This is a genomic window from Calothrix sp. CBUCES-K 9914 (assembly GCF_059640475.1).
In genome coordinates this window covers 1-21,501 of record NZ_JBXXZH010000164.1, presented here as the reverse complement: position 1 = coordinate 21,501, position 21,501 = coordinate 1, and the positions used below count along the sequence as shown (strand labels likewise).

General features: G+C 37.0%; 20 protein-coding genes. 7 read left to right on the top strand and 13 right to left on the bottom strand.

Annotated features, from left to right (window positions below; translation table 11 throughout):
* Nucleotides 1-251: 251 nt before the first annotated feature.
* Complete coding sequence (locus AC2JBO_RS29255) at nucleotides 252-560, bottom strand: hypothetical protein (RefSeq protein ID WP_496957142.1); 309 nt, start codon at nucleotides 558-560, stop codon at nucleotides 252-254.
* Between the two features lie 410 nt (nucleotides 561-970).
* Here AC2JBO_RS29255 and rbp point away from each other — a divergent pair, with 410 nt between their 5' ends.
* Nucleotides 971-1,270 carry an RNA-binding regulator gene (rbp, locus tag AC2JBO_RS29250; RefSeq protein ID WP_496957141.1) on the top strand — a complete coding sequence of 100 codons (300 nt, stop codon included), beginning with the start codon at nucleotides 971-973 and terminating at the stop codon, nucleotides 1,268-1,270.
* 335 nt (nucleotides 1,271-1,605) lie between these two features.
* Here rbp and AC2JBO_RS29245 read toward each other — a convergent pair whose 3' ends face one another.
* From AC2JBO_RS29245 to AC2JBO_RS29230, 4 genes are all read right to left on the bottom strand, one after another.
* Entirely contained in the window at nucleotides 1,606-2,709 is a 1,104-nt protein-coding gene (locus tag AC2JBO_RS29245; protein WP_496957140.1) for a glycosyltransferase family 4 protein, read from the bottom strand.
* A 31-nt stretch (nucleotides 2,710-2,740) separates the two neighbouring features.
* Nucleotides 2,741-4,009: a glycosyltransferase gene (locus AC2JBO_RS29240; RefSeq protein WP_496957139.1), complete on the bottom strand. Its 1,269-nt coding sequence runs from the start codon at nucleotides 4,007-4,009 to the stop codon at nucleotides 2,741-2,743.
* 55 nt (nucleotides 4,010-4,064) lie between these two features.
* Nucleotides 4,065-4,727, bottom strand: a complete 663-nt coding sequence (locus AC2JBO_RS29235; protein ID WP_496957138.1) for a Coq4 family protein — start codon at nucleotides 4,725-4,727, stop codon at nucleotides 4,065-4,067.
* A gap of 153 nt (nucleotides 4,728-4,880) precedes the next feature.
* The gene (locus AC2JBO_RS29230) at nucleotides 4,881-6,293 is read right to left on the bottom strand and encodes a cytochrome P450 (protein WP_496957137.1); all 1,413 of its coding nucleotides are present in this window, start codon (nucleotides 6,291-6,293) and stop codon (nucleotides 4,881-4,883) included.
* A gap of 364 nt (nucleotides 6,294-6,657) precedes the next feature.
* Between AC2JBO_RS29230 and AC2JBO_RS29225 the strand changes: the two genes are divergently transcribed.
* Nucleotides 6,658-7,284: a response regulator gene (locus AC2JBO_RS29225; RefSeq protein ID WP_496957136.1), complete on the top strand. Its 627-nt coding sequence runs from the start codon at nucleotides 6,658-6,660 to the stop codon at nucleotides 7,282-7,284.
* Nucleotides 7,285-7,300: 16 nt separating this feature from the next.
* On the opposite strand, the gene AC2JBO_RS29220 is transcribed toward AC2JBO_RS29225, so the two are convergent.
* Together AC2JBO_RS29220 and AC2JBO_RS29215 are read right to left on the bottom strand one after the other, a co-directional pair.
* Nucleotides 7,301-7,954: a pyridoxamine 5'-phosphate oxidase family protein gene (locus tag AC2JBO_RS29220; RefSeq protein WP_496957135.1), complete on the bottom strand. Its 654-nt coding sequence runs from the start codon at nucleotides 7,952-7,954 to the stop codon at nucleotides 7,301-7,303.
* A gap of 9 nt (nucleotides 7,955-7,963) precedes the next feature.
* Nucleotides 7,964-8,452 (bottom strand): GNAT family N-acetyltransferase, encoded by a 489-nt coding sequence (locus AC2JBO_RS29215; protein WP_496957134.1) that lies wholly within the window; start codon nucleotides 8,450-8,452, stop codon nucleotides 7,964-7,966.
* A gap of 92 nt (nucleotides 8,453-8,544) precedes the next feature.
* Here AC2JBO_RS29215 and pdxR point away from each other — a divergent pair, with 92 nt between their 5' ends.
* Nucleotides 8,545-10,017, top strand: coding sequence for a MocR-like pyridoxine biosynthesis transcription factor PdxR (gene pdxR, locus AC2JBO_RS29210; RefSeq protein WP_496957133.1), 1,473 nt, complete (start codon nucleotides 8,545-8,547; stop codon nucleotides 10,015-10,017).
* 206 nt (nucleotides 10,018-10,223) lie between these two features.
* Here the strand turns inward: pdxR and AC2JBO_RS29205 are convergent, their stop codons facing one another.
* The 3 genes from AC2JBO_RS29205 to AC2JBO_RS29195 form a co-directional block, all read right to left on the bottom strand.
* A complete protein-coding gene (locus AC2JBO_RS29205; protein ID WP_496957132.1) occupies nucleotides 10,224-10,994 on the bottom strand; it encodes a phospholipase C/P1 nuclease family protein in 771 nt (256 codons plus the stop codon).
* A gap of 898 nt (nucleotides 10,995-11,892) precedes the next feature.
* Nucleotides 11,893-12,624, bottom strand: coding sequence for a DsbA family protein (locus AC2JBO_RS29200; protein ID WP_496957131.1), 732 nt, complete (start codon nucleotides 12,622-12,624; stop codon nucleotides 11,893-11,895).
* Nucleotides 12,625-12,665: 41 nt separating this feature from the next.
* Nucleotides 12,666-13,262, bottom strand: coding sequence for a TetR/AcrR family transcriptional regulator (locus tag AC2JBO_RS29195; RefSeq protein WP_496957130.1), 597 nt, complete (start codon nucleotides 13,260-13,262; stop codon nucleotides 12,666-12,668).
* A 66-nt stretch (nucleotides 13,263-13,328) separates the two neighbouring features.
* On the opposite strand from AC2JBO_RS29195, the gene AC2JBO_RS29190 reads away from it, so the two are divergent.
* On the top strand, nucleotides 13,329-14,057 hold the full coding sequence (locus tag AC2JBO_RS29190) for a phosphotransferase (RefSeq protein ID WP_496957129.1): 729 nt from the start codon (nucleotides 13,329-13,331) through the stop codon (nucleotides 14,055-14,057).
* Nucleotides 14,058-14,281: 224 nt separating this feature from the next.
* Here the strand turns inward: AC2JBO_RS29190 and AC2JBO_RS29185 are convergent, their stop codons facing one another.
* Nucleotides 14,282-14,575, bottom strand: a complete 294-nt coding sequence (locus tag AC2JBO_RS29185) for a nucleotidyltransferase family protein (protein WP_496957128.1) — start codon at nucleotides 14,573-14,575, stop codon at nucleotides 14,282-14,284.
* A gap of 188 nt (nucleotides 14,576-14,763) precedes the next feature.
* On the opposite strand from AC2JBO_RS29185, the gene AC2JBO_RS29180 reads away from it, so the two are divergent.
* The 3 genes from AC2JBO_RS29180 (at nucleotide 14,764) to AC2JBO_RS29170 (ending at nucleotide 18,377) form a co-directional block, all read left to right on the top strand.
* A complete protein-coding gene (locus tag AC2JBO_RS29180; protein ID WP_496957127.1) occupies nucleotides 14,764-15,678 on the top strand; it encodes a helix-turn-helix domain-containing protein in 915 nt (304 codons plus the stop codon).
* A gap of 70 nt (nucleotides 15,679-15,748) precedes the next feature.
* A complete protein-coding gene (locus AC2JBO_RS29175) occupies nucleotides 15,749-16,432 on the top strand; it encodes a DJ-1/PfpI family protein (RefSeq protein ID WP_496957126.1) in 684 nt (227 codons plus the stop codon).
* A 346-nt stretch (nucleotides 16,433-16,778) separates the two neighbouring features.
* Nucleotides 16,779-18,377 carry an ABC-F family ATP-binding cassette domain-containing protein gene (locus AC2JBO_RS29170; protein WP_496957125.1) on the top strand — a complete coding sequence of 533 codons (1,599 nt, stop codon included), beginning with the start codon at nucleotides 16,779-16,781 and terminating at the stop codon, nucleotides 18,375-18,377.
* Between the two features lie 63 nt (nucleotides 18,378-18,440).
* Here AC2JBO_RS29170 and AC2JBO_RS29165 read toward each other — a convergent pair whose 3' ends face one another.
* Together AC2JBO_RS29165 and AC2JBO_RS29160 are read right to left on the bottom strand one after the other, a co-directional pair.
* Nucleotides 18,441-18,773: a hypothetical protein gene (locus AC2JBO_RS29165; RefSeq protein ID WP_496957124.1), complete on the bottom strand. Its 333-nt coding sequence runs from the start codon at nucleotides 18,771-18,773 to the stop codon at nucleotides 18,441-18,443.
* Between the two features lie 760 nt (nucleotides 18,774-19,533).
* Complete coding sequence (locus tag AC2JBO_RS29160) at nucleotides 19,534-21,315, bottom strand: hypothetical protein (protein ID WP_496957123.1); 1,782 nt, start codon at nucleotides 21,313-21,315, stop codon at nucleotides 19,534-19,536.
* Nucleotides 21,316-21,501: the final 186 nt, after the last annotated feature.

Below are 21,501 nucleotides of genomic sequence, written 5' to 3'. Positions count from 1 at the left end.
GTATTTTGCGTGCTTATTGATTGATAGTAATAGCTTTCACGCACCCTACCCCAATTTATTGGCGCCTCAAAATGCGTGAAATAGCACCATTCCACCCTAAGGTTGAATGTCGCTTGATAGTAGGTTGGGTGGAGGCTTTGCTGAACCCAACCTACAATTATTTTGTAGAGACCGTGTTAACCAGGTCTCTACATTTTGATTCATACAATAATTCAGCAACGTCGATATATTAAATACTAAAAGTAAAAATTTTAGTTTTCTTTTTCTGAAGTAACAAGGCTATAATCAGAATTATTCTTAATACTGTTTACGCAAGATTTAATGTGCGCTCTAATTGCCTGCTCATAAATTACAGTTTGCTGTGTTCGTACCCCTATCGGCTGATATACTAAGCTAATTTCCGGAAATTCACCCCAAGACATCAAAAATACATCATTAGCAGGAGTAGTAATTTCATAATTGTTCTCTTGTTTTTTCCTTTTAAGCCGACAATTATTCAGTTGTAACTTTTGTCGAAATAATTTTTCAAAGTCAGAAATTAGATTTGAAGTTATTTTCATACTTATACACGTTAAAACGTGGTATTTGGGAAAAGAATATCCTGTGATGTCAGTGAGTATAACATCTTAGCTACCACTCTAAAAGTTGACTATTCAAAAAAAAAAACTATAACGCTTGTATAGTAAGGCTTGTAGTCAATCCTGTCTTTTACGAGTTAGTCAGAGTTATTTAGATAAGCTCCGAGAGAAATTGTTACAAATTATACCTAAGTGTCAATCGTTTACATAAATTTATATAATAATTTTTCCAACTCCCACCTAAAAGTTCTCTGGTATGTCATAATGGGGAGTGAGAGTTAATTCGGTTAACAGCGTTTGTTTTTAGTAGTGACAGGTTTTTGTTCTTGGTATTTACAAACTTATCTCCGAAGCTTAAATCTCTATACATTTATTAGTTCGGAGACAATCTTATGTCGATTTATGTAGGCAATCTTTCTTACGAAGTTACAGAAGACAATTTGAAAGCAGTTTTTGCTGAATATGGTACTGTTAAACGAATCCAGCTACCTACAGACCGTGAAACAGGTCGTTTACGCGGCTTTGGGTTTGTCGAAATGGGTACAGATGCTGAAGAAACAGCTGCCATTGATGCGCTTGATGGTGCTGAGTGGATGGGGCGTGACTTGAAAGTCAATAAGGCTAAACCAAAGGAAGACAGAGGCTCATTTGGTGGTAATCGTGGAAACAACAATTACCGCAACCGCTACTAAGCTTCATAAGTTTAGATTTTTGAGTTAGGTTTTGGGCTAACCCATTAAGAAAAAAATAAATTTGATGTACGTAGTGGCTCAGGCAAGAATGCTTGAGCCTTTTTGCTCCAACATCTTAACCATTTATAAAAACTTAAGTAAGTTACAGCATTTTTCAACCAAGTAAGGTACAAATTAAGTTAATAAAACAATAAGTTAATAAAACAATGAGTGGAACGGGCATCCCTGCCCGTCCGAAAACGTACTTCATTTGAATAGGAACCGCTATACATTGCGCTCGTACATACATATTGGGCGCCCCAAAGTAATTGCTTCAAGCTTTAGCATGAATTGAATTAGCTGTTAACTAATATAAATTTTTCATGCCATTGTAGAGCAACTTTATCCCAACCAAACGAATCTTTTAAAGATAATAACTCATTTCTGAAAACCTCCTGTTTTTCGGGGTTTTTGAGTAAGTTTATAACAGCTTCAACAAAATAATTGTTAGTTTCTTCATTACCTGCAATACCCTTAATTTTAATACCGACTTTTACATTTTCTCCTAAACCAGCAAAATCATTTACAACTGGAACGCAGCCACACGCTTGAGCTTTTAAACAACTAATACAAAAAGTTTCAGAAAAAGCACAAGGATAAACATAGATTCCTGATTTCAGTAATTCTTCTACTAATTGCTTATGTCCGACTCTCCCATGTTCGTAAATATTTTCCTGCTGCAAAAGTTTTAGTAGCCGCTCTTTTTTAGTTGGTAAGTCAGGAAATCTTTCTATAAATGGAGATTTAATTAAAGCATCTACTCCTTGCCATCCATAAAAAAGGTGTAGTTCTGCATCAGGAACTTCTTTTATAACCTTTTCCCAATTTGTTAGCAAATGTTCTATACCTCGCGTATAATCACTGATGTATATTAATCTTTTAGGATTTCTGGAAATCTCATTAAGGTTGAAATCTGCTAGGTTGATTCCATTACGTGTTAAAAAGATTTTATGTTCAGGAATCCATTCTGGTAAAAGAGATTTATGGAATTTTGTTAACACGAATAATTTATCAAAACTATCTAAGAATTCTTTATGCCTAGAAGAGTCTATAGCTGGAAATAATTGAGGATTATCATGCATCCATACAGCTTTTTTCTTTGCTTTGACCTTCATCTCTGTAGGCTGTTGCCAACTGCGATGGAATATAAAAATATTGAAATTATCACTTAAATTTAATTTATCACATGATTTGTACAGTACGCCATTATATTCTCCCTCCATCTCACCACACTTATTAAAAACAGTAACTTGATAGCCTAACTTAACCAATTCTTGGCTTAAGTAGATAACAGCTTCCTCGCTCCCTCCAATGCCTTTTTCTACAGAAGGAGCAGCCCAATCTTCAACATGAAAGGGGAAGTTTGAATAAAATACGATTGAGTTATTATTCCAGTCCATTTTTTCCTAATCTTAGCTATGATTCTTGAAATTAATATACTAGTTCATTGGTAGATAAAACTTGCTCGATAATATCAGCCGCGCGCTTAACTCCTCCTGCTTGGTGAATTGCTTGTTGCAACCTTATTGCATTATTTTTATAAGAATCTTGTGTCAATACTTTCTCAACAGCTGTTCGCAGTTTAGAAACTTCTAAGTTTTCTAATGGCAATACTTCTCCTGTACCCGTCCAAGCAATGCGTGCAGAAACTCCAGGTTGGTCGTTGGTAACGGGTATTGCGACCATTGGTACACCATTACTGAGTGATTCTAGTGTTGTATTCAAGCCCGCATGTGTTATTACTAAGCAAGCTTTTTTAAGTAATTCTAACTGAGGTGCATACTTAACTACTAGTGGATTACCAGGTAATTTAGGTAAAGCGTCGGGTTCTGCGGAACCACCAAGGGATATTACTAATTGAGCATTTTGTCCTAAACAAGCTTCCGCTATATACTCAAATATATATCGAAGGCGATTTTGTATAGTTCCCATTGAAGCATAAATTAGAGGTTTGCCATTTAAGTTTTCAAAGGGGAAATTAATATTTGGTCTACCTGTATTGTCGTGATATGGTCCAGTAAAGTGAAAGTAAGGAGGTAAACGTTTGCGTGGAAATTCTAACTCGGCTGGTTCCTGACTAATAATGGCTAATTTAGAATCGCAATCTTCTTCCTTTGAGTAAGCTGATAATTTCCACTCATGACGATATTGGTTAATTACCTGACGGACAGGTTGACGAATACGATTAAATACAAAATAACCGTATTGATTTCGTAAAATTGACCATATATCTAGATTATATTTCCAGTTTTTGACCCAAGGTGGTACAGTATTTTCTGCGTTAATTAGTAAAGCACTACATACAGTAATAAAAGGAAGATTTAGGTATTCGGCAATAGTGCCACCTTCAAAGCAAATTTGGTCTACTAAAAAAGCTTCTACACCCAATTCTTTGGCTGCTGCGGGTGTATCGCGTAGACTTGTGAACGCGCGCTTTGCTACTCCTTTCAAAGTATACTCAGTTGCGGCTATCCCAGTCAACTCTCCTAACTTAATGTAAAATTTACCTGCGTTTTCTAGTGAAAATTCTTGTTCTCCTATTAACCAAAAACCAAAACCCGCAGCTTCAATCTTTGCTTGACTACTTGGAGTTCCAAACATTGTAATTTTGTTTCCCCTTTGTTGTAGTTCTCTAAGTAAAGGAAACATAGTATTTATATGTCCAGTTGCAGAAGGGCAGATTACGCCGAAATGAGTCACAGTATTGATTCCTATAGTTAAGTAGCACTTATAAAACTTTTTTATCAACAGAACTTTAAAGGTTAACTTGAATTCCTAATTCACTCCTCCATTCAGATAGTGGTTTTTGCCAATTTTCTTCCCACTTTTGTGCAAAAAGAGGTTTTGCTTTTCCACCCATTTGATATCCCAACATAATTTGATTTAATAATTTAGGCAAAGCTTCTGGTGACGTAGCAAGTGTCGCTAACATTCCTGCTCCTACTAGAAAAACTGCTAAATTTCTGCGCGTTTGAGCTAATTCAAAAGCTTTAAGTCCTATTTCCCCATTAGTGTCTGTATTAAAGCCTGTTACTACATGCCATATGTCGTGTGTTTGACGTGAGCGTAAAAGTACGTAACTAATATCATCTTTCACTTGAATTTGACGATAAAAACTAGGGTCAAAACCTGCTTTTTGAATGTAAGTAGCATAAGCATACCCTAATGAATCTTGAGGATATTGCAGTAATGCTTCGATATCAGGAGGTGGTGCTATATAACGTTCTTGAATTATTTGAGCTACTTCGGGTTGAGTTTTTAGCCACTCCACTGCTAGTAAACTTGCTTTAGTGTCACGTAAGCTATCTTCTAAATCATAAACATGATCTAGATTACCTGGCTCTCTGAATAGACAAACTATTGAGCGCAATATAGTTTTTATATTAGGGTGAATTCTTCGCTTTTCTACAACTAACATTGCCAATCCTTTGTAAACTTACTTATTTTAAATTTATACCCGTGCGTGGGTGAAGCGGGAGCATCCTAATTTTGTCAAAATATAAACTTGTCATTTCTAGTGCCGCGAAAAATCTGATTAAATTTGAGTTTTTTAAGATGCTTTGTTCGCAACTCATGACATGATGGAAGATTTTTCATCAACAGGACTTGTAGTTAATTTAACCCTTTTACCTGTAACTACCATATTTATTGGAGATGCAGGCGCTGTTACTAACCCACGACGCTTCGGCTTCACTTCACTATCATCAACCAACAAGAGCGAATACTCAGATAATATCTTAACAAGTGCTACTTTCATTTCAAATAAAGCAAACGCGGCGCCAATACAACGTCTGACACCACCACCAAAGGGTAAAAACTCGTAGGGAGAAAATTGTCTTTCTAAAAAACGTTCTGGCTTAAATTTCTTTGGTTCTGGATATAAATCCTCACGCTGATGTATTAAATATATACTTCCGTATAATAACGTTCCGGGTTCTAAATCCCATCCACACAACTTTACTGGTTTTTCTACTTGACGCGGAAAAGTAAGCATTGCGACTGGATAAATACGTAAAGTTTCGCAACAAACAGCATTGAGGTAAGGTAATTTAGTTAAGGTGGTTACGTCAGGATTGGCGCCTAAACCATCTATTTCAAGAAGCAGTTTTTCTCGTACCGCAGGTAATTTGTGAATCCAATATAAAGCCCAAGCCAAAGCTGTAGCCGTTGTTTCCTGACCTGCAACTAATAATGCCATCAACTCATCACGTAATTCCTTGTCGGTCATTGGTTCGCCTGCTTCATCCCTTGCTGATATTAACAAACTTAAAATATCTGTTCTTGATGCATCAGCTTGTTCTCGACGTTGTTGAATTTCTTGATAAAGGAGTTTTTCGGTTTCTTGCCGACATCGCAAATACTTACCCCAAGGACTCCAGGCACCCCAGTCTTTTCGCAACGCTGGAAAATAAAGCATTGCAACACCAGCAGGAGAAGTTAGCTGATTTGAAATTGCGTTCATAAACACTTCTAAACCGTGCGCGCGCGAACCTTCATCAAACCCAAATACAGCTTTCATAATTGTTCGTAAGGTAATAGCCTGGGTTATATCCCTTACAGAAAAGGGTTTACCTACCTCCAAACCATCCATCACTTCTTCTGTAAAGTTATTAATTACCTCGGTATAAGCAAGCATCCTTTCTCCGTGGAAAGGTGGTGTAAGTAACTGGCGTTGACGTTGATGCTGGACTCCACCCAAGGACATGAGAGAATATTCTCCCAACAATGTTGCAAATATAACGTTCGTTTCACCGGGAGCGGAAAACTGTTTAGTTGAGTCACCTGTTAAAATTTCTTGAAGCGCTTGAGGATTGCGAATAAATACGATCGGAGTTCGTTTTGGACTAACACACAAAGTAAATATATCACCGTAGCGTTTGGCGTAGCTCTCCATCATGGGCATTGGAGAAGTAATCCACTGTATTGCTTGGATGACAGTAGGTACTTTAGAACTATTTGGCAATTCTATATTAGTTTTGGTCATGTCCAAATATTGAATAAATGTAAATTCTTACATAAAAAAACAAATTAAAATACTTTACTAAAGTTAAGTTGTTAGTCCTAAAGTAATTAATATCTGTAAATAATTTGTTAATCTACAAATTTATTTTAAAAGCATCTATCTCAGGATAGATTTGCAGTAAAGATAATTACAACAGGTCGCAGAGACGCAATTACGCAGCGTCTCTACACTTAACTTACGAGTAGTATAAGATACAGAAGCTTTTAAAGAACAACTAGGAGAAGGAACAGAGATTTTAGCATCGCTTAAGTGCATAACAACGATGGAGTGAGTCCTATTGGTATTTAGTAGCTTGTTGTGTTAGTTCAGACAATCGTAAGCCATTATGAGTCAATCAAACTTCATCCGTATTATAGTAGCCGATGACCATCCGGTAGTAAGGCAAGGTTTGGCGACAATCATCGAACGCGAGCTAGATATGGTTGTTGTTGGACAAGCTAGCAACGGGTGGGAGGCAAAAGAACTTTTTTGCAAAAAGCGACCAGATGTTGTCCTAATGGATTTACGAATGCCAAAATTTTCGGGTGTCACTGCAATTCAGAATATTTGTACTGATGATAGCGCAAACGTTATTATACTAACTACCTACGACGGCGACGAAGATATTTACAATGGAATACGAGCAGGCGCCAAAGGGTATTTACTCAAGGATACAGAACCAGAGGAAATCCTCTGTGCAATTCGGACTGTTGCTAGTGGTAAAAAGTATATTTCCGAAGTTGTCGCTACCAAGTTAAAAGAACGGATGAAAAAGCCAGAATTAAGTGAGCGGGAGTTAGAAGTACTTCAACTCATTACCAATGGCAACACTAATCAGCAAATTGCAGTCACCTTACATATTACTGAAGGAACCGTTAAGTTTCACGTTAATAATATCCTAGGTAAATTAGGAGTTAGCGACAGAACACAGGCAGTAGTAGCTGCTGTCAAACGTGGAATAGTCAAGTTTTAAGATATATGTTGGGCTGTCACCTACTGTATTCTTTGATGTAAGCAGGAGTTACTATACCTAATTGTAATCTAGAGTCAGCAATTGGATTACCTGCAACTAACTGTAATGGTAAAACACCTGCCCATACAGCTAAATTGTAATCAGCTTCATCATCGTTCGGCGCTCCCGTTCTAATTTTGGCTGATGCTTCAGTTATTGGTAATGATAATACTAGAGTACCTTGTAGTTCTTGGCGAGTTGGTTGTCGCACTTCTTCCCATCTTCCTGGTACAACGTGTTCGGTAAACGCTTGCAATGCTTCCAGTTTCTCAGATTCAGTACCGACTATTTCAGCTTTACCAAATATCACAACTGAGCGATAATTCATTGAGTGATGGAATGCAGAACGCGCAAGTACTAAACCATCAAGTAGTGTAACTGTAACACAAACTTCAATGGCGCCTACTAAAGAACGTAACATTCGACTAGCAGGTGAACCATGAATATAAACCTTGTCATTTATCCTGCCATATGCTGTTGGAATTACAAACGGTTGATTATTTACAACAAATCCGACATAACATATCAAGCCTTCATCTAATATATTATATATTGTTTGAAGCTCATAATCCGCGCGCTGCGGTAATCTTTTAACTTGACTACGTTGAGTAGGAATTAATTTTTCACTCATAACCATCTCCTACGAATCATTCATTAAATCTATATGCATTGCATTGCTTTCAACAAAACCAAGACTTGTATAAACAGGTTTACCCGCAGGTGAAGCATTTAATACAACCCTTGTACATCCAATATTCTTCAAATAATCAATTGCTGCATTAGTTAATTCCTTAGCTATACCCTGTCTGCGATATACTGGTTCAACATAAACACCCCAGATATAACCTAATTTACGATGATTATGTTTAATTGCATTTGGATATAACCCTGCGTATAACTGGCAGCTTGTAGAACCTACGACAACACCATCAACTTCTGCAATAAAACCTTGATATTGCAAATTATCCCGCGCGTTTTGAATAAACTGAAGAATTATCTCTTGCCAGTTTAGTTCAATTGCATCTTCAGGAACACCAACATCAATCCACATTTTATAGAAGTGTTCAGCTATTAGTGGTTCTTCCTCTAAATGTACTTTTCTGATTAGAATATTCGATTTGGCTTGCATGGAAAGCAAAAGTAATTGCAACTGATGTCAGCATAGCCTCTAAATTGGTACGCTTAAAGAGCCAATTATATAATTTTGCACCAGTCCACTTCATGGATATAGTTATAAATCTAAATACAAACTCCCTACCGCTACATCAGCAACTTTACGAACAACTACGCGCGTACATCCTCACTGGAAAATTACCCCCAGGAACACGCATCCCAAGTACGCGCGCGATGGCAAAATCTCTAAATATTTCTCGCAGTACTGTTACACAATGCTATGAACAACTTTTAAGTGAGGGGTATCTTGATACTATCATTGGTTCGGGGACTTATGTTTGTAACCAGTTGCCTGATGATTTATTACATTCTAAACCTGTGGAAGTGATATTTGGAACGGCTGAGGACAGCCATTCCATAAGAGTTAAGTTATCTAGGTATGGAAAAATACTGGCTGAGACAGAAAATGTACCAAGAGTTTATGAGGCAAAAGAAGAAATAAGCTTCAGATATGGGCGCCCTGCTTTTGGTAAATTTCCAATTAAGCTGTGGCGTTCTTTACTTTCAAAATACTGTGGTGCCAGTAAGGAATGGTTAGATTATTCAATAGAACCGTTAGGATACAAACCTTTACGATGCGCTATTGCTAATTATATTTCCCGTGCGCGCGCTGTGAATTGTACACCTGAACAGATATTAATTAGCAATGGTACGCAGCAAGCACTCGATTTAATTATGCGGTTGTTGATAGAACCAGATAATACTATTGCTCTTGAAGACCCTGGTTATCTCAGCGCACGTTTAATATTTCAAACGCATGGTGCAAAGTTACTACCAATTGCTGTTGATGATAATGGTTTATTAGTAAGCAAATTAGGAAGTTGTTCACATCAAGATATTCGACTTGTTTATGTTACACCTTCGCACCAGTTCCCGACAGGCGCCGTTCTCTCATTACCCAGACGCTTAGAATTATTAGCATGGGCAACACAAACAGGCGCCTTAATTATCGAAGATGATTATGATAGTGAATACCGATATGGTGATAGACCTATTCCAGCTTTACAAGGTTTAGATAAAAGTGAGTCAGTACTATATATAGGTACATTCTCCAAAGTCCTGTTTCCATCATTGCGGATTGGTTATTTAGTACTACCAAACAATCTAGTGCCAATTTTCACGCGCGCGAAATGGTTAAGTGATAGACATCTACCAATATTAGAACAGCAAGTACTTGCAGAATTCATTGAACAAGGACATTTAGAACGTCATATCCGAAAAATGCGGTCAATATATGACCAACGTCGTCAAGTTCTAGTTCAAGCACTGCATTCACACTTTGGCGAAAAAGCAACAATATTTGGTGACAAAGCAGGTTTACATGTTATGGTACACCTGCAAACACAACTATCGGAGAATGAAATTATTGAGCGCGCGGCACAAGTTGGAGTTGGAATGATGTCAGCTTCTACACAATATCTTATACCGACTTGCAAAAATGAATTTATTTTTGGTTACGGTGAACTAGATGAACAGCAACTTGTCGAAGGTGTTCGTAGATTGAACACTGTAATATATTAGTATTCTTATCTTGTGGAGTAGGCATCCCTGCCTGCCCTAATATAAACTGCCCTTTCAATTTGGCTTTGGATAAACTACTCAAGCTGCGGAGTCAGTAAAAGTGTCATAATAATTACATATTATAACCGTTGGGTACGTGCGTAGTGAGAGGCGCCTGTAATAGTTGATTTCAAGTGGGCGCCGACTTGGAATTTAAAAGTATAAAATTATACTTTTAAGACTTTAGTAGCAGAATTGAGTGCCCATTTCACTACATTACTAGTTCGTCCTTGACGATTGCTCAACAATGCCCGTTCCGATTTACTAGCAAACGTCCAGGTTTTTGAAAAAGAATTTCGATTGTTATAGCTAGGGGCATCTGCGTGTGTCCACTGTTGGCTTAAAGCATAGTATCTCCAAGGTTCAGAAAATCCTGGGTCTTGTCGATTTATATCATTAAAGTTGGGCTTCCAGTTAGATAAAGCCATGAATTCAAAGTTGTCAAATTCGGTGACGTTTCCTTGATGGTAAACCTTGTTCGCGTGCGCGGGCACTCCCATGTCCTCAATCATGTGAAGCATAACGCCTAAGAGAAAGTATGCTTGTTCTTTATTGCCTTGACGATAAGCGTTTAAACTATCTTGCCACCAGCCTTGAATATCATCGCAGCCTTCGTTCGTGCCTTTATGCTCTATCCGTTTTGCATTCAGATTGATGCCATACTTTGTTCCCGATACCGGGAGTTCATGTAGTTCTGTATTGGCACCTTCAATTATTTGCTTCCTGAACTGCTGCAATTCCGGCGCCTTTGCTTTGAGTTGATCAATAGCCCACTCAGTTATATAGGTATGGGTAGGATGAGTGGGATTCTTCCATGATTCACTGTCCCAAGCCGAAGCTGTTGGAACGGATAGAGTAAAATTAGTCAACAACAGTGAAGCGGAAATTAAAACTGCTTTTAATGCATGGTTGTTATTCTTCAATGACTTTGTTCTCATAAAAACTCGCCCCTATCTGGTGTATTTTAACTCCTAGCTTTTACTACCATATTTTTCTAAAAATAATTTATAAGAATTGTAAATATTAGTACATGTGTAGATTATACATCTACATTGATACAGGCGCCTATCATTCAAGCTGACTTTTCACGGTAAGTCCTCAAACCGCGAAAACACGTTACTTTTCCACAGACTAATTCGCAATAGCTTTTAATTAATGAGAAAGCCTAAATTTAAAAATTGAAAGAATTATACTTACAGGCAATGATGTTAACATAAATTTAGGGGCGATTACAACTGAATCAAGTCAAACCAAAATTTTCGACAGCTGACATCCAAGTTGTTGATGTTGATGGTGTACTTAAGACACTGCAAGATAAAAACGATAAGTGGCTTGAGCAAGTAGTATTAGATATGGAAGTTGCACAGTTTTATCATTTTTGTAACTTATTTGACCCGTAAAAGAACTTGAATTACATAGCTATAAAAGGAGCTGCTAACACAATTGGTAATGCTGAAGAGCAAATAGAAAATTCTTCTATTGTTATTCAAAATGCCATAGAAAAAGCTATTGCACTTTTATAGACACAAAGAAAATTTCCTTATAAATTTAATCGTATTTATGTACTATATCGCGTATGTTGCAACTGTTGGCGCCTCTAAAAGTTTTGCCAAAACGAAAACTATAAAAGCAGTTATAAATATGATAGAACCCACAAACAAGCGTTGTGTACGTTTTGGTGTATATAATAAATTGTTCCCAAATTTAATTACATAAGCTGCCCAATATATTGTTTTTCTGGCTTTTCCGTTTTGTAACGAGAAACCCGGTTTCTTTTTGTGAATGTTAAGATTTGTTATATTCAGTGTTAAAGAAACCCGGTTTCTTTAGTTGGTTTTAGCTTTTAATTCTGTTTTCAATTTCTGATAGTTCTATTCCACCTGAGTAGTTATCGGTGTTGAGTACAAAGAATGGTGTTCCTGAGACTCCTAGCTGTGTTGCTAATAAAACGTCTTTTCTAATTGTATTATTAGCAATGGCTCTATCTTGGGCAAATTTATCTAAATCTAAATTTAGATTTTTTGCTGTCTCTATATAGAATTCTTCACCTAGTTTCTTTTGATTTGTAAACAGTGCATCTTCATATTCCCAGAATTTGCCTTGTTGTTGTGCTGCCCATGCTGCTTGTGCTGCTGCTACTGCTTGGGGATGTGTATTGGTTAGAGGAAAATGTTTGTAGACTAGTGTAAATTTATCTGGATATTTTTCTAGTAGTTTTTTCAATGTTTTATGCGCTTCTGCACAATAAGGACATTGAAAATCTGAAAACTCAACTAATATTGCTTTAGATGCAACGTCTCCAGTAACAGGTGACTCACCTATTATCTGTTGAGGATTCAGTTTTAAGTCTTGTAAAAATGCTTGTCGCGTTTGCTGAAGTTGTGTTTGCTGTTCTTGTTGATATTTTTGTACTGAATTGATTAGTGCTTCTGGATGTTCGCGGATGATTTTTAGAACTTGTTCTTCTAAGCGACTTGCTGCTTGAACAGGTGGCGCCCACACTAGTACAGTAAAGCAAATTAGTAGAACTGCGATACGGAGTACCCTGTTTTGGATGAAATTGTTCATACTTACAACTTTCCTATGACAACTTTTCTAAATATAAGCGCTTAATTTCTTTTGGCTAAACCTTTCATCACAATATCAGGCAGATGTTGAGCAAAATTATCATCTATAGGTAAGTGTCCAACCATCAACCGATAGTAAAGCGAACCGTAACTCACATCTAAAGCAAGTTCGGGGTTAAGTGACTCATCCAACTCGCCCAATTCTATACCTTTTTCAATCAAAGCTTTCGCAACTTCGCGTCTGGGAAGTATAAACCTGTCTCGAAAACTCTTTAGTGCTTCGCTCGAAGCTTGCCCCTCTGCAATAATTTCGGCGACAATTCGACCATTATCACCCGTAAAAGCTTTAATAAGGTGTGTAATCTGTTCTTTTAACGCGACAATTGCCGAGTCTGCCTCTGTAGCTGCAATTTCAGGTTCTACTTGTGCCATAAAAGCATCGACTATTACCGCTGCTTTACTCGACCACCAACGATATATTGTTGTTTTCCCAACTCCTGCTTCCCTTGCTATTGCTTCTATCGATAAATCTTTTACCGTTCCTGCTTGCAGCAACTTCCATGTTGTACTTAATATGGCTTCTTTTGACTGTTCAGAGCGTGGCCTTCCCGAACGCTTGCTTGGTTTTGTCTCATTCATCTTACAAATTTATATATTTTGTATTTTCTAGTACTATTTATATAATACGCTACGTATAGCTTTATTATGCATCAGCAAGAAATTCTTTTAACAGGTGGTAAAACTAATCTTGGTAGCATCGTTCGTGTCGGAGATACTGTAAGGCGCCCACTTAATACTAACAGTACTTTTGTTCATGAATTTTTGCAGTATCTAGAAAATATTAACTTCGACGCATCACCAAGCTTTCTGGGTATCGACGAACAAGGAAGAGGAATAGTTAGTTATATAGAGGGAGACGTGCCATTAAATCTAGGATACTACTCAGACGAACAGTTAGTCTCGGCAGCTAAATTAATTCGACGGTTTCACGATGCTACAGAAGGATGCTCGTTAGCTTTAGGTGAAGAAATAATTTGTCATAACGATTTATCGCCATGTAACTTTGTATTTATAGATAATATGCCAACCTCAATTATAGACTTTGACATGGCGGCGCCGGGAACACGAATCTTTGACTTAGCCTATGCTGCATGGTTATGGTTAGATATTGGTAATGAAGAAATTAGCGTAGATGACCAAAAACGTAGATTACTAGTATTTACAGAAGCTTATGGTATATCTAATATAGACTTACTAATACAAACCATGATCCAAAGACAGCAGTTACTAGTAGAAGAGGCAACAAGGCGCCAAAAGTCTTGCATGGAAAAATGGGCTTTATCAGCATTGCAATGGACAAAGCGTGAATTTTCCCATCTTATTTCTACGCCAGACTCTCAATCTACCATATATCATAGTCAAAATTTATACTGAGTGCTAAAATAAAAAGGTGAATTTTACTAAATAATAATACTGGATTAAAGAATTTAACGTCATATAAGATACTAAAAAAATACCGCAGTACTGAATGCCCACCATTGGTGGACAAGCGTCTGGAGTTTTGATGTCATTGAAAAAAACTTCTTTCCCTTCAAGCGTATATTGGTTAATTCGATTAATATAATCGCGAATATGAATTAGGTAAACACGACCTTCTTTCATAATACAATAGCCTCACTCAATACTGTATCTCTAATTGAATAATGTAAATAATTAATTGTCACTACATCTACTCTGCGATTTAACAAAGTTTCTAAATCCTCAACTAATCCACTAGGAAACCAAGATGAGATTTTATCTAAATCATAATCAATTAAAAAATCAATATCGCTTTGTTCTGTTTCTTCGCCTCTAGCAACACTACCAAAAAGTCTAAGATTAAAAGCTCCATGTTTAGCTGCAATATTAAGAATCTCTTCTCGCTTCTCTTTAATTATTTCTTTTAAAGTCATTTGATTTTTTAAAATTTGATATAATTGGGCGCATATATTGTATCACAAAACTCATGTTAACAAAGTATTTGAATCAAAGGGTTATTATAAAATATTATTACAGTTAGATTTTCTTTGTGAATAAATAAATTTACTAAGAAGCTATTATAGGCAAAAACAAAAATCTGTATACAGCGGTGAAAAGTCAGATGCTTAATACAAACAGAGATAGTATAATTATTAACATAAGCGACCAAAATAACTCAACTCGAATTTTGCCTTATCCAGCATTAATATCAAGCAAAGCTAACTGGCAATCATTGTTTTTATCTAAGTATGACCATCCCCCATACAAGACACCAGAGCATGTACTAGCGCATTATGTTATTGCCATAGCTCAAAATCAATTTTACCTCGAAGTCAGAAAAGACGGTAAATTTCAGCAGCAACTTGTTAATGACGGTATTATCCAACTTACGCCTGCCAAAATCTCTCAATCACTTGCATGGACTAGCCAAGGCAAATTTCTACTACTTGGTCTTAAACCTGAATTTATTGAACAAGCTACTTGTGAAATTACAAAACGGCGCCTTGAACTTATCCCGCAATTTTCTATCAGCGACCCAATTATTTTACATATTGCCCTAGCTCTACAAGCAGATATCATTACAGGAAGCAATACAGGTAAGCTTTTCGGTGAATCTGCCGCTACCATGCTTGCAACTCATATAGTAAAAGCGTATGCAACTGATAAACCTATAATCAAAGCATATCAAGACGGGTTAGCAAAAAATAAACTGCATATAGTACTAGATTATATAGATAGCCATTTAGAAGAAGACATCAAACTAAGCGATTTAGCCAAACTTATAGAAGTAAGCCAGTACTATTTTTGTACACTGTTTAAACAATCAACTGGTTTAGCGCCACATAAATATTTAATTCAACAGCGAATCAAACGTGCGAAAAGTCTGTTGCAATATACAAAATTATCGATAGCTGAAATAGCTCTACAGTGTGGGTTTACTGACCAAAGCCATTTACATAAACATTTCAAGCGATTAGAAGGAATCACTCCTTTTTCAATACGCCAGTACAGCAAGAATTTACAAAACCCATCTTAAAAATATACAAGATTTTTAATTCAAGATTTACCTAAACTAAAGCAAGTTCAAGTACAAACACGAATCAATTATGAGTCAGCACCAAATTGGCTTACTAATTTATCCAGACGTTACCCAACTAGATGTTACGGCGCCATTACAAGTTTTCAGCATGTTACCCAATACTAATGTACACCTGTTATGGAAAACATCAGAACCAATAAAAGATATGGGAGGTTTTGTTATTACTCCAACAACAACCTTGGACACATGTCCTAACCTTGATGTTATTTGTGTTCCAGGTGGTGGGATGGGACAAGTAGAGATGATGCGCGATACACAAGTATTGGAGTTTTTAAGAGAGCGCGCGAAAACAGCGAAATATGTAACATCTGTTTGTACAGGTTCGCTTATTTTAGCAGCCGCAGGTTTGTTACAAGGTTATAAAGCAGCTTGTCACTGGGCATTTCGCAAGAACTTAGCATTGATGGGAGTTGATGTAAGCACAGAACGAGTTGTTATTGACAGAAACCGTATTACAGGTGGAGGAGTAACAGCAGGTATTGATTTTGCGTTAGTTGTTGCAGCAGAACTAAGTGGTGAAAACACAGCTAAATTCATTCAGCTACTTCTCGAATATAATCCGGCGCCACCATTTAATGCTGGTTCACCAGAAGGCGCTGGTGAAGAGTTGGTGGCAATGGTTAAAAAATCTGGGTCAGAATTAATTGCTGCATCTCTAGAAGCTTGCAAACAAGTCGCACAACATAATTAGCAACGGATGCAACGGATATAACGGATAATTTATTCTTTAAGCAAATCTATCCGTTACATCCGTTGATCATCCGTTGCCAAGATGTTATACTACAGTGTAGTGTAGATAAACCATTAATAAAATGAAGTACTAAAAATTACTTTTATCTATTAGTTCATATATATTAACTTATGTCAATCATTACAGTGCTATGAATTGGCGATATATAGCTGTGAAAGAACAATACTTATAGATAAAAGTAGATAAGTAGAGATGTTGAAGCGCGGTTGAAAGCGTGTCTCTACAAGATAAAGCAATTTTTCCATTTGAACTAAAAAGAATAGTTTCGCGCTTAGGAAGATAATTTATGTTGCATGTTAAAGCGCTGCAAGTTAATTTTGGTATGCAATCCGTTTTGCATAATATATCATTTGGATTGACTAGTGGTGAAGTTCTAGCTATTACAGGCGCCAATGGTGCAGGCAAGTCCACGTTACTCAAGTGTATCACGGGTATGATGGCGCCGACCGCAGGAGAAATACAGCGTCAAAAAGGTCTTAGTTTTGCTTATCTACCACAAAATACACCTGACTCAAATCTATCAGTAATAGAATTTCTACTTTCTGATTTTCCAGATATTTATCAAAATTATCAAAAGATATATTTTGATAATTCGGAAACAATAGAATATGCTAATGCTATCACCGAGTATATAGAAGCAGGTGGTTATGAGATGGAAGGGAAACTTCAGCGTCTCATCGAATCATTTGCTTTTTCCGAAAATGATTTATTTAACTCATTGGATTGTTTTTCTGAAGGACAGAAGCGAATTTTTGCACTACTAAGACTGTTTTTGAGTGACGCACAGCTATTAATTTTAGATGAACCTACAAATCATCTTGACATTTCAATGCGACTTTACTTAGAAGAAGTCATCAGCACAGAAAAACATAAAGGACGTGCTTTTATCATTGTTAGTCACGACCGAGTTTTTGTAGATAAAATAGCTGACCGCACTCTTTATATTCAACGCGGAGAAAGTGTTTTGGTTCAGGGAGGATATGGGCAAATTCAAGCACATCTGGAGCAAGAGTTCCAAAGTAAGCGCCAACTATCAATCGAAATTCAGGATAAAATTAATAAACTTGAACATGAAGCTAGACGAAAGAAAGTTTGGTCGGGTCGTAAGGAAAAACAAAAAATAGGCGCCGCAGATAAAGGGTTTGTTGGTGCGCGCGCTGCTGCTTTAGCTAAACGTGCCAAAGAAGTAGAGCGCAAACAACAGCAGATGATGGATAAACTTAAAGCTGAAAAACCATTCTTTGAAAAAAGATTAAATTTATCTTTCGCTGACTACACTGTTGTTAATAGAGAAATCTTCTCTACGAAAAATTTATCTATAACATTTGGTAGTCGTAAAATTTTTGAAGATGTAACACTGGAAATTAGTACACATGACCGAGTAGCTATTATTGGCTCAAATGGTAGCGGTAAGACTACATTGATGAAATGCTTGTTAGGGCGCCTGCAACCTGATAGCGGTAGTATATCTCGTAATGACTACGTAAAATGGCTTTATCTTCCCCAAAATATTCAAGATTATTTTCAAGCAGAAATTCTACTTGATAATTTAATGATATATGGAGTTGAAGAAACAATAGTACGTCAGTTTTTAGGCGCCGCTAAGTTACGACGCGATAGAGTCTTGCAACCAATTTATACTCTAAGTTATGGAGAACTAATGCGTGCGGCAATTGTTAGTGCTATCCTTGCTAAAGCTGAGTTTCTTTTTTTAGATGAACCTACCAACCATTTAGATATCGAGTCACTGGAAGTTTTGGAGCAATTACTCGAAGATTTTCCTGGTGGTATGATATTTATCAGCCATGACCGTCAATTTATTGCTAAAAACGCACGTACTATTTTCTCATTTCAATCATCAATATTAGTACCTGTCGAATTTTAAACTTAGAAACTAAAATTATAAACCCGACATCTTTAAGAAGTCGGGTTTCTTTAGTAAGTAGCATTATGAGGCAATTCGTTGAAGCTCAAGGTAAACAATTTTTTCTTCAACATTATCACTATTCAAAGCAATTCGCCTCTTACTTTCAAGAACATCCTTTGCCCTTACCAGCACAAGCCAAATATTTAATTGATTGCTTAATTCTTCTATAAGTGCTTGATAACAATTAAGTTCACTTTCTATCGAATCTGGAAAAAATATCGCTGCTATCAATTCCCATTCTTGATACTCCGGTTCTGTAATTATGTGTATAAAACATTTATCTAGTAGCTCTCCAAGTCTTCCAGTACAATGTTCTTTGATTTTGATGGACTCTTTTAAATAGCGCAGAGTCATATTACCTCGTACAAAAATTGTGAATTTTATTAGTAGTCTTTATAACATAATTTTCACATTACCAAGTACTAGTTTTCTTAAAATGTTTACAAGTCTTAATACTTTTAAAAATTTTTAATAATAAATTTTAATTATTAAAAGGAATACTAATCTAAATCTTCAGAATAGTTATCTATCTGAAAATTGAGCAGTCTGTTTTCATAGCGACGGTTTCGACGGCGCCGTTTTGCTCAATTTGCACGTTTGTGCGCGCGCTTGTCTACAACAATAAAATCTAAGTCTTGAGCATCATCCCAGCCTTGAACATCATTTGGAGAAGTACGCTTTGCCATATTTCTAAGATAATTTTACTATCTAAGTTTTTCTCCCATTATCTAAAGTTTTATTAAACAATGTCAATATAGCAATCCTGTATGAATTGTAAAAAATACCTAAATTTAGAGACGCGATATATCGCGTCTCTACACCGTGTGGGTTTCACAAATGATTTAGGACTGCTATAGATGTAGGCTGTTAGTAGCACTCCCATCAAGGCGCCGAACATTTTAGTGAGTTGGGAAAGTGAAAAGCAAAATTCAGTTACCTCACATCTTGCACCAACGTATTAATACTTATTTTTAAGTGTTTTAATAAACATATATTTTTATCAACAATAGGAAAAATTAGGGTTATTAGCCTGCTCCCGGCAGGCTTTGTTCGTATAGTCCCACCCACGCACGGGTGTAGGTGTTCATGAAAATCACGGTTGAGTAGATAAAGTTTAAACTCTTGCTAAGGATGCAAATGGGTTTTGCAGAGTCAAAGTGTCTTTACCGCGAATGACGTTATCGAAAGTTTGTTTCTCTGAAGAGTCAAAGTCATCTGTTAAACCATAAAAGACATTGCCCAATTTTCTAACTGCTGACTCAACCAAGTCGTCAACAACACTCTTGATTTGTCCCCCTAGTGCTATGTTGTTAACTTTTTCAAGTAAGCTGGAAACGGTGAGTTGATTAGCCGGTGTGTTGTCGAGAACAACAGACCAGTTACCATTACCAATAACTATACTGTTACTTGTAAATACCCAGTTGCCATCACCAATGACTAGGTTGTTATTTCCGAAGTTGTAGTTACCATTACCAAGGGTAGAGTTATCGCTGCCAATATTCCAGTTACCATTACCAAAAGTGTTACTTCCACTACTGTAATCTAAGTTAAAGTTGCCATTACCTACTGTTTTATTGTTACTTGAGAAATTCCAGTTACCATTACCAATAGTAGCGTTATCAGTGGCGTTATCCCAGTTCCAGTTATTGTTACCAATGCTGCCATTGTTCCTTCCATAGTCTCTATTAGCATTACCAATGACAGCGTTACCAGAACCAAAGTCTCTGTTGCCGTAACCTAGAGGTATTTCGCCTTCGGGAGTTTGGAAAACATTAGGAGTGCCAGTAACTGGTAAAAGTCCATCAAGTGCCCATCCCAAGAATTTGAAGAGTTTGCCATCAAGTTTTTCTATTGCTGTTTCGTTCTCGTTACTAGCAAATGGATTTGTGCCAGCAAACGGATTATTTGAACCTGCAAACGGGTTATTTTCACCAACAAAATTGGTAAAAGATTCAACGGTGAGACCAAAGCCAGCGATATCTGACCGGAAAAGCCTTAAAAGATCGGAAGGAGATTTTAGTGGCGATTCGTTACCACCATCACCACCAAACACGCTGTTGGAACTCATACTTCTAAAACTTTCTCTCAAGTCTAGTACATAGTTTAAAGTTCCTGAGAGGGTCTCGGTAACAGAAGCTCCCGCAAATGGATTATCACTACCACCGCCAGTTATCGGATTACCACTGGCGCCACCAGCAAATGGGTTGCTGCTACCAGTTCCACCAGCAAATAGGTTGCCATTGCCTGCACTCGTGGGTGGATTACCAGCGTCAGCAGTTGGACTATTACCGCTTAAAAATATACTACTGCTATCATCAGATGTATTACCGCTATCAGTAACTGGATTGCCACTTCCACTACTTAATGGGCTACCACCGAATGGTGGGTTGTTAACACCGTTATAGGAGTCTCCTTGTAAGACATTTGAGACATCTTGTGATGGTAGAGGAAAGTTTTCACCATATTGCGACTTCAAGAAGTCTAAGGCTGGTAGTTCAGGCAAATTGCCTTCACCAAAAGGATTGTTACCATTTGCAAATGGGTTTTCATTTGCAACTGAGTAAGTCTTTTTATCACCGCCTTCACTTACAAATTTATCGTTAAGCCTATCAAAAATTATACTAACAAAGTTATCAAGAGCATTTTTTGCAAGTGTCGCAAAAGCCTGTGGATTATCTCCTGGAATTACTGATGCGTTGTTGCCAACAATTATGTTGCCACTTAGCGCGAGGCTACCAAAGTTACTGCTACTTTTACCTAATAAAGAGCCACCAAGTAAAGAATTACTACTAGTCGATAATGAACTGCTAGTAACTAGAAGATTGGCGCCACCAGAGGTAGTAGCAAGTGTGTTCACATTCTGATTGAGCGATGCGGTTGAAAGTGAAGTGCCCATTAACAATAATCCTTTTATATTGAATAAAACAAAAGTTTGTAGTAGAAATCAACATTCAATAGAAGAAAGGAGCCTGCGGAAAAGAACATTTAGTTATTCATACAGACTCGTTGTAAAGCCTTTAGGGACTTCCAAGAATTAAATTCTTCATCCTTGTGGAATGGGCATCCTTGCCCGTTCCTTATC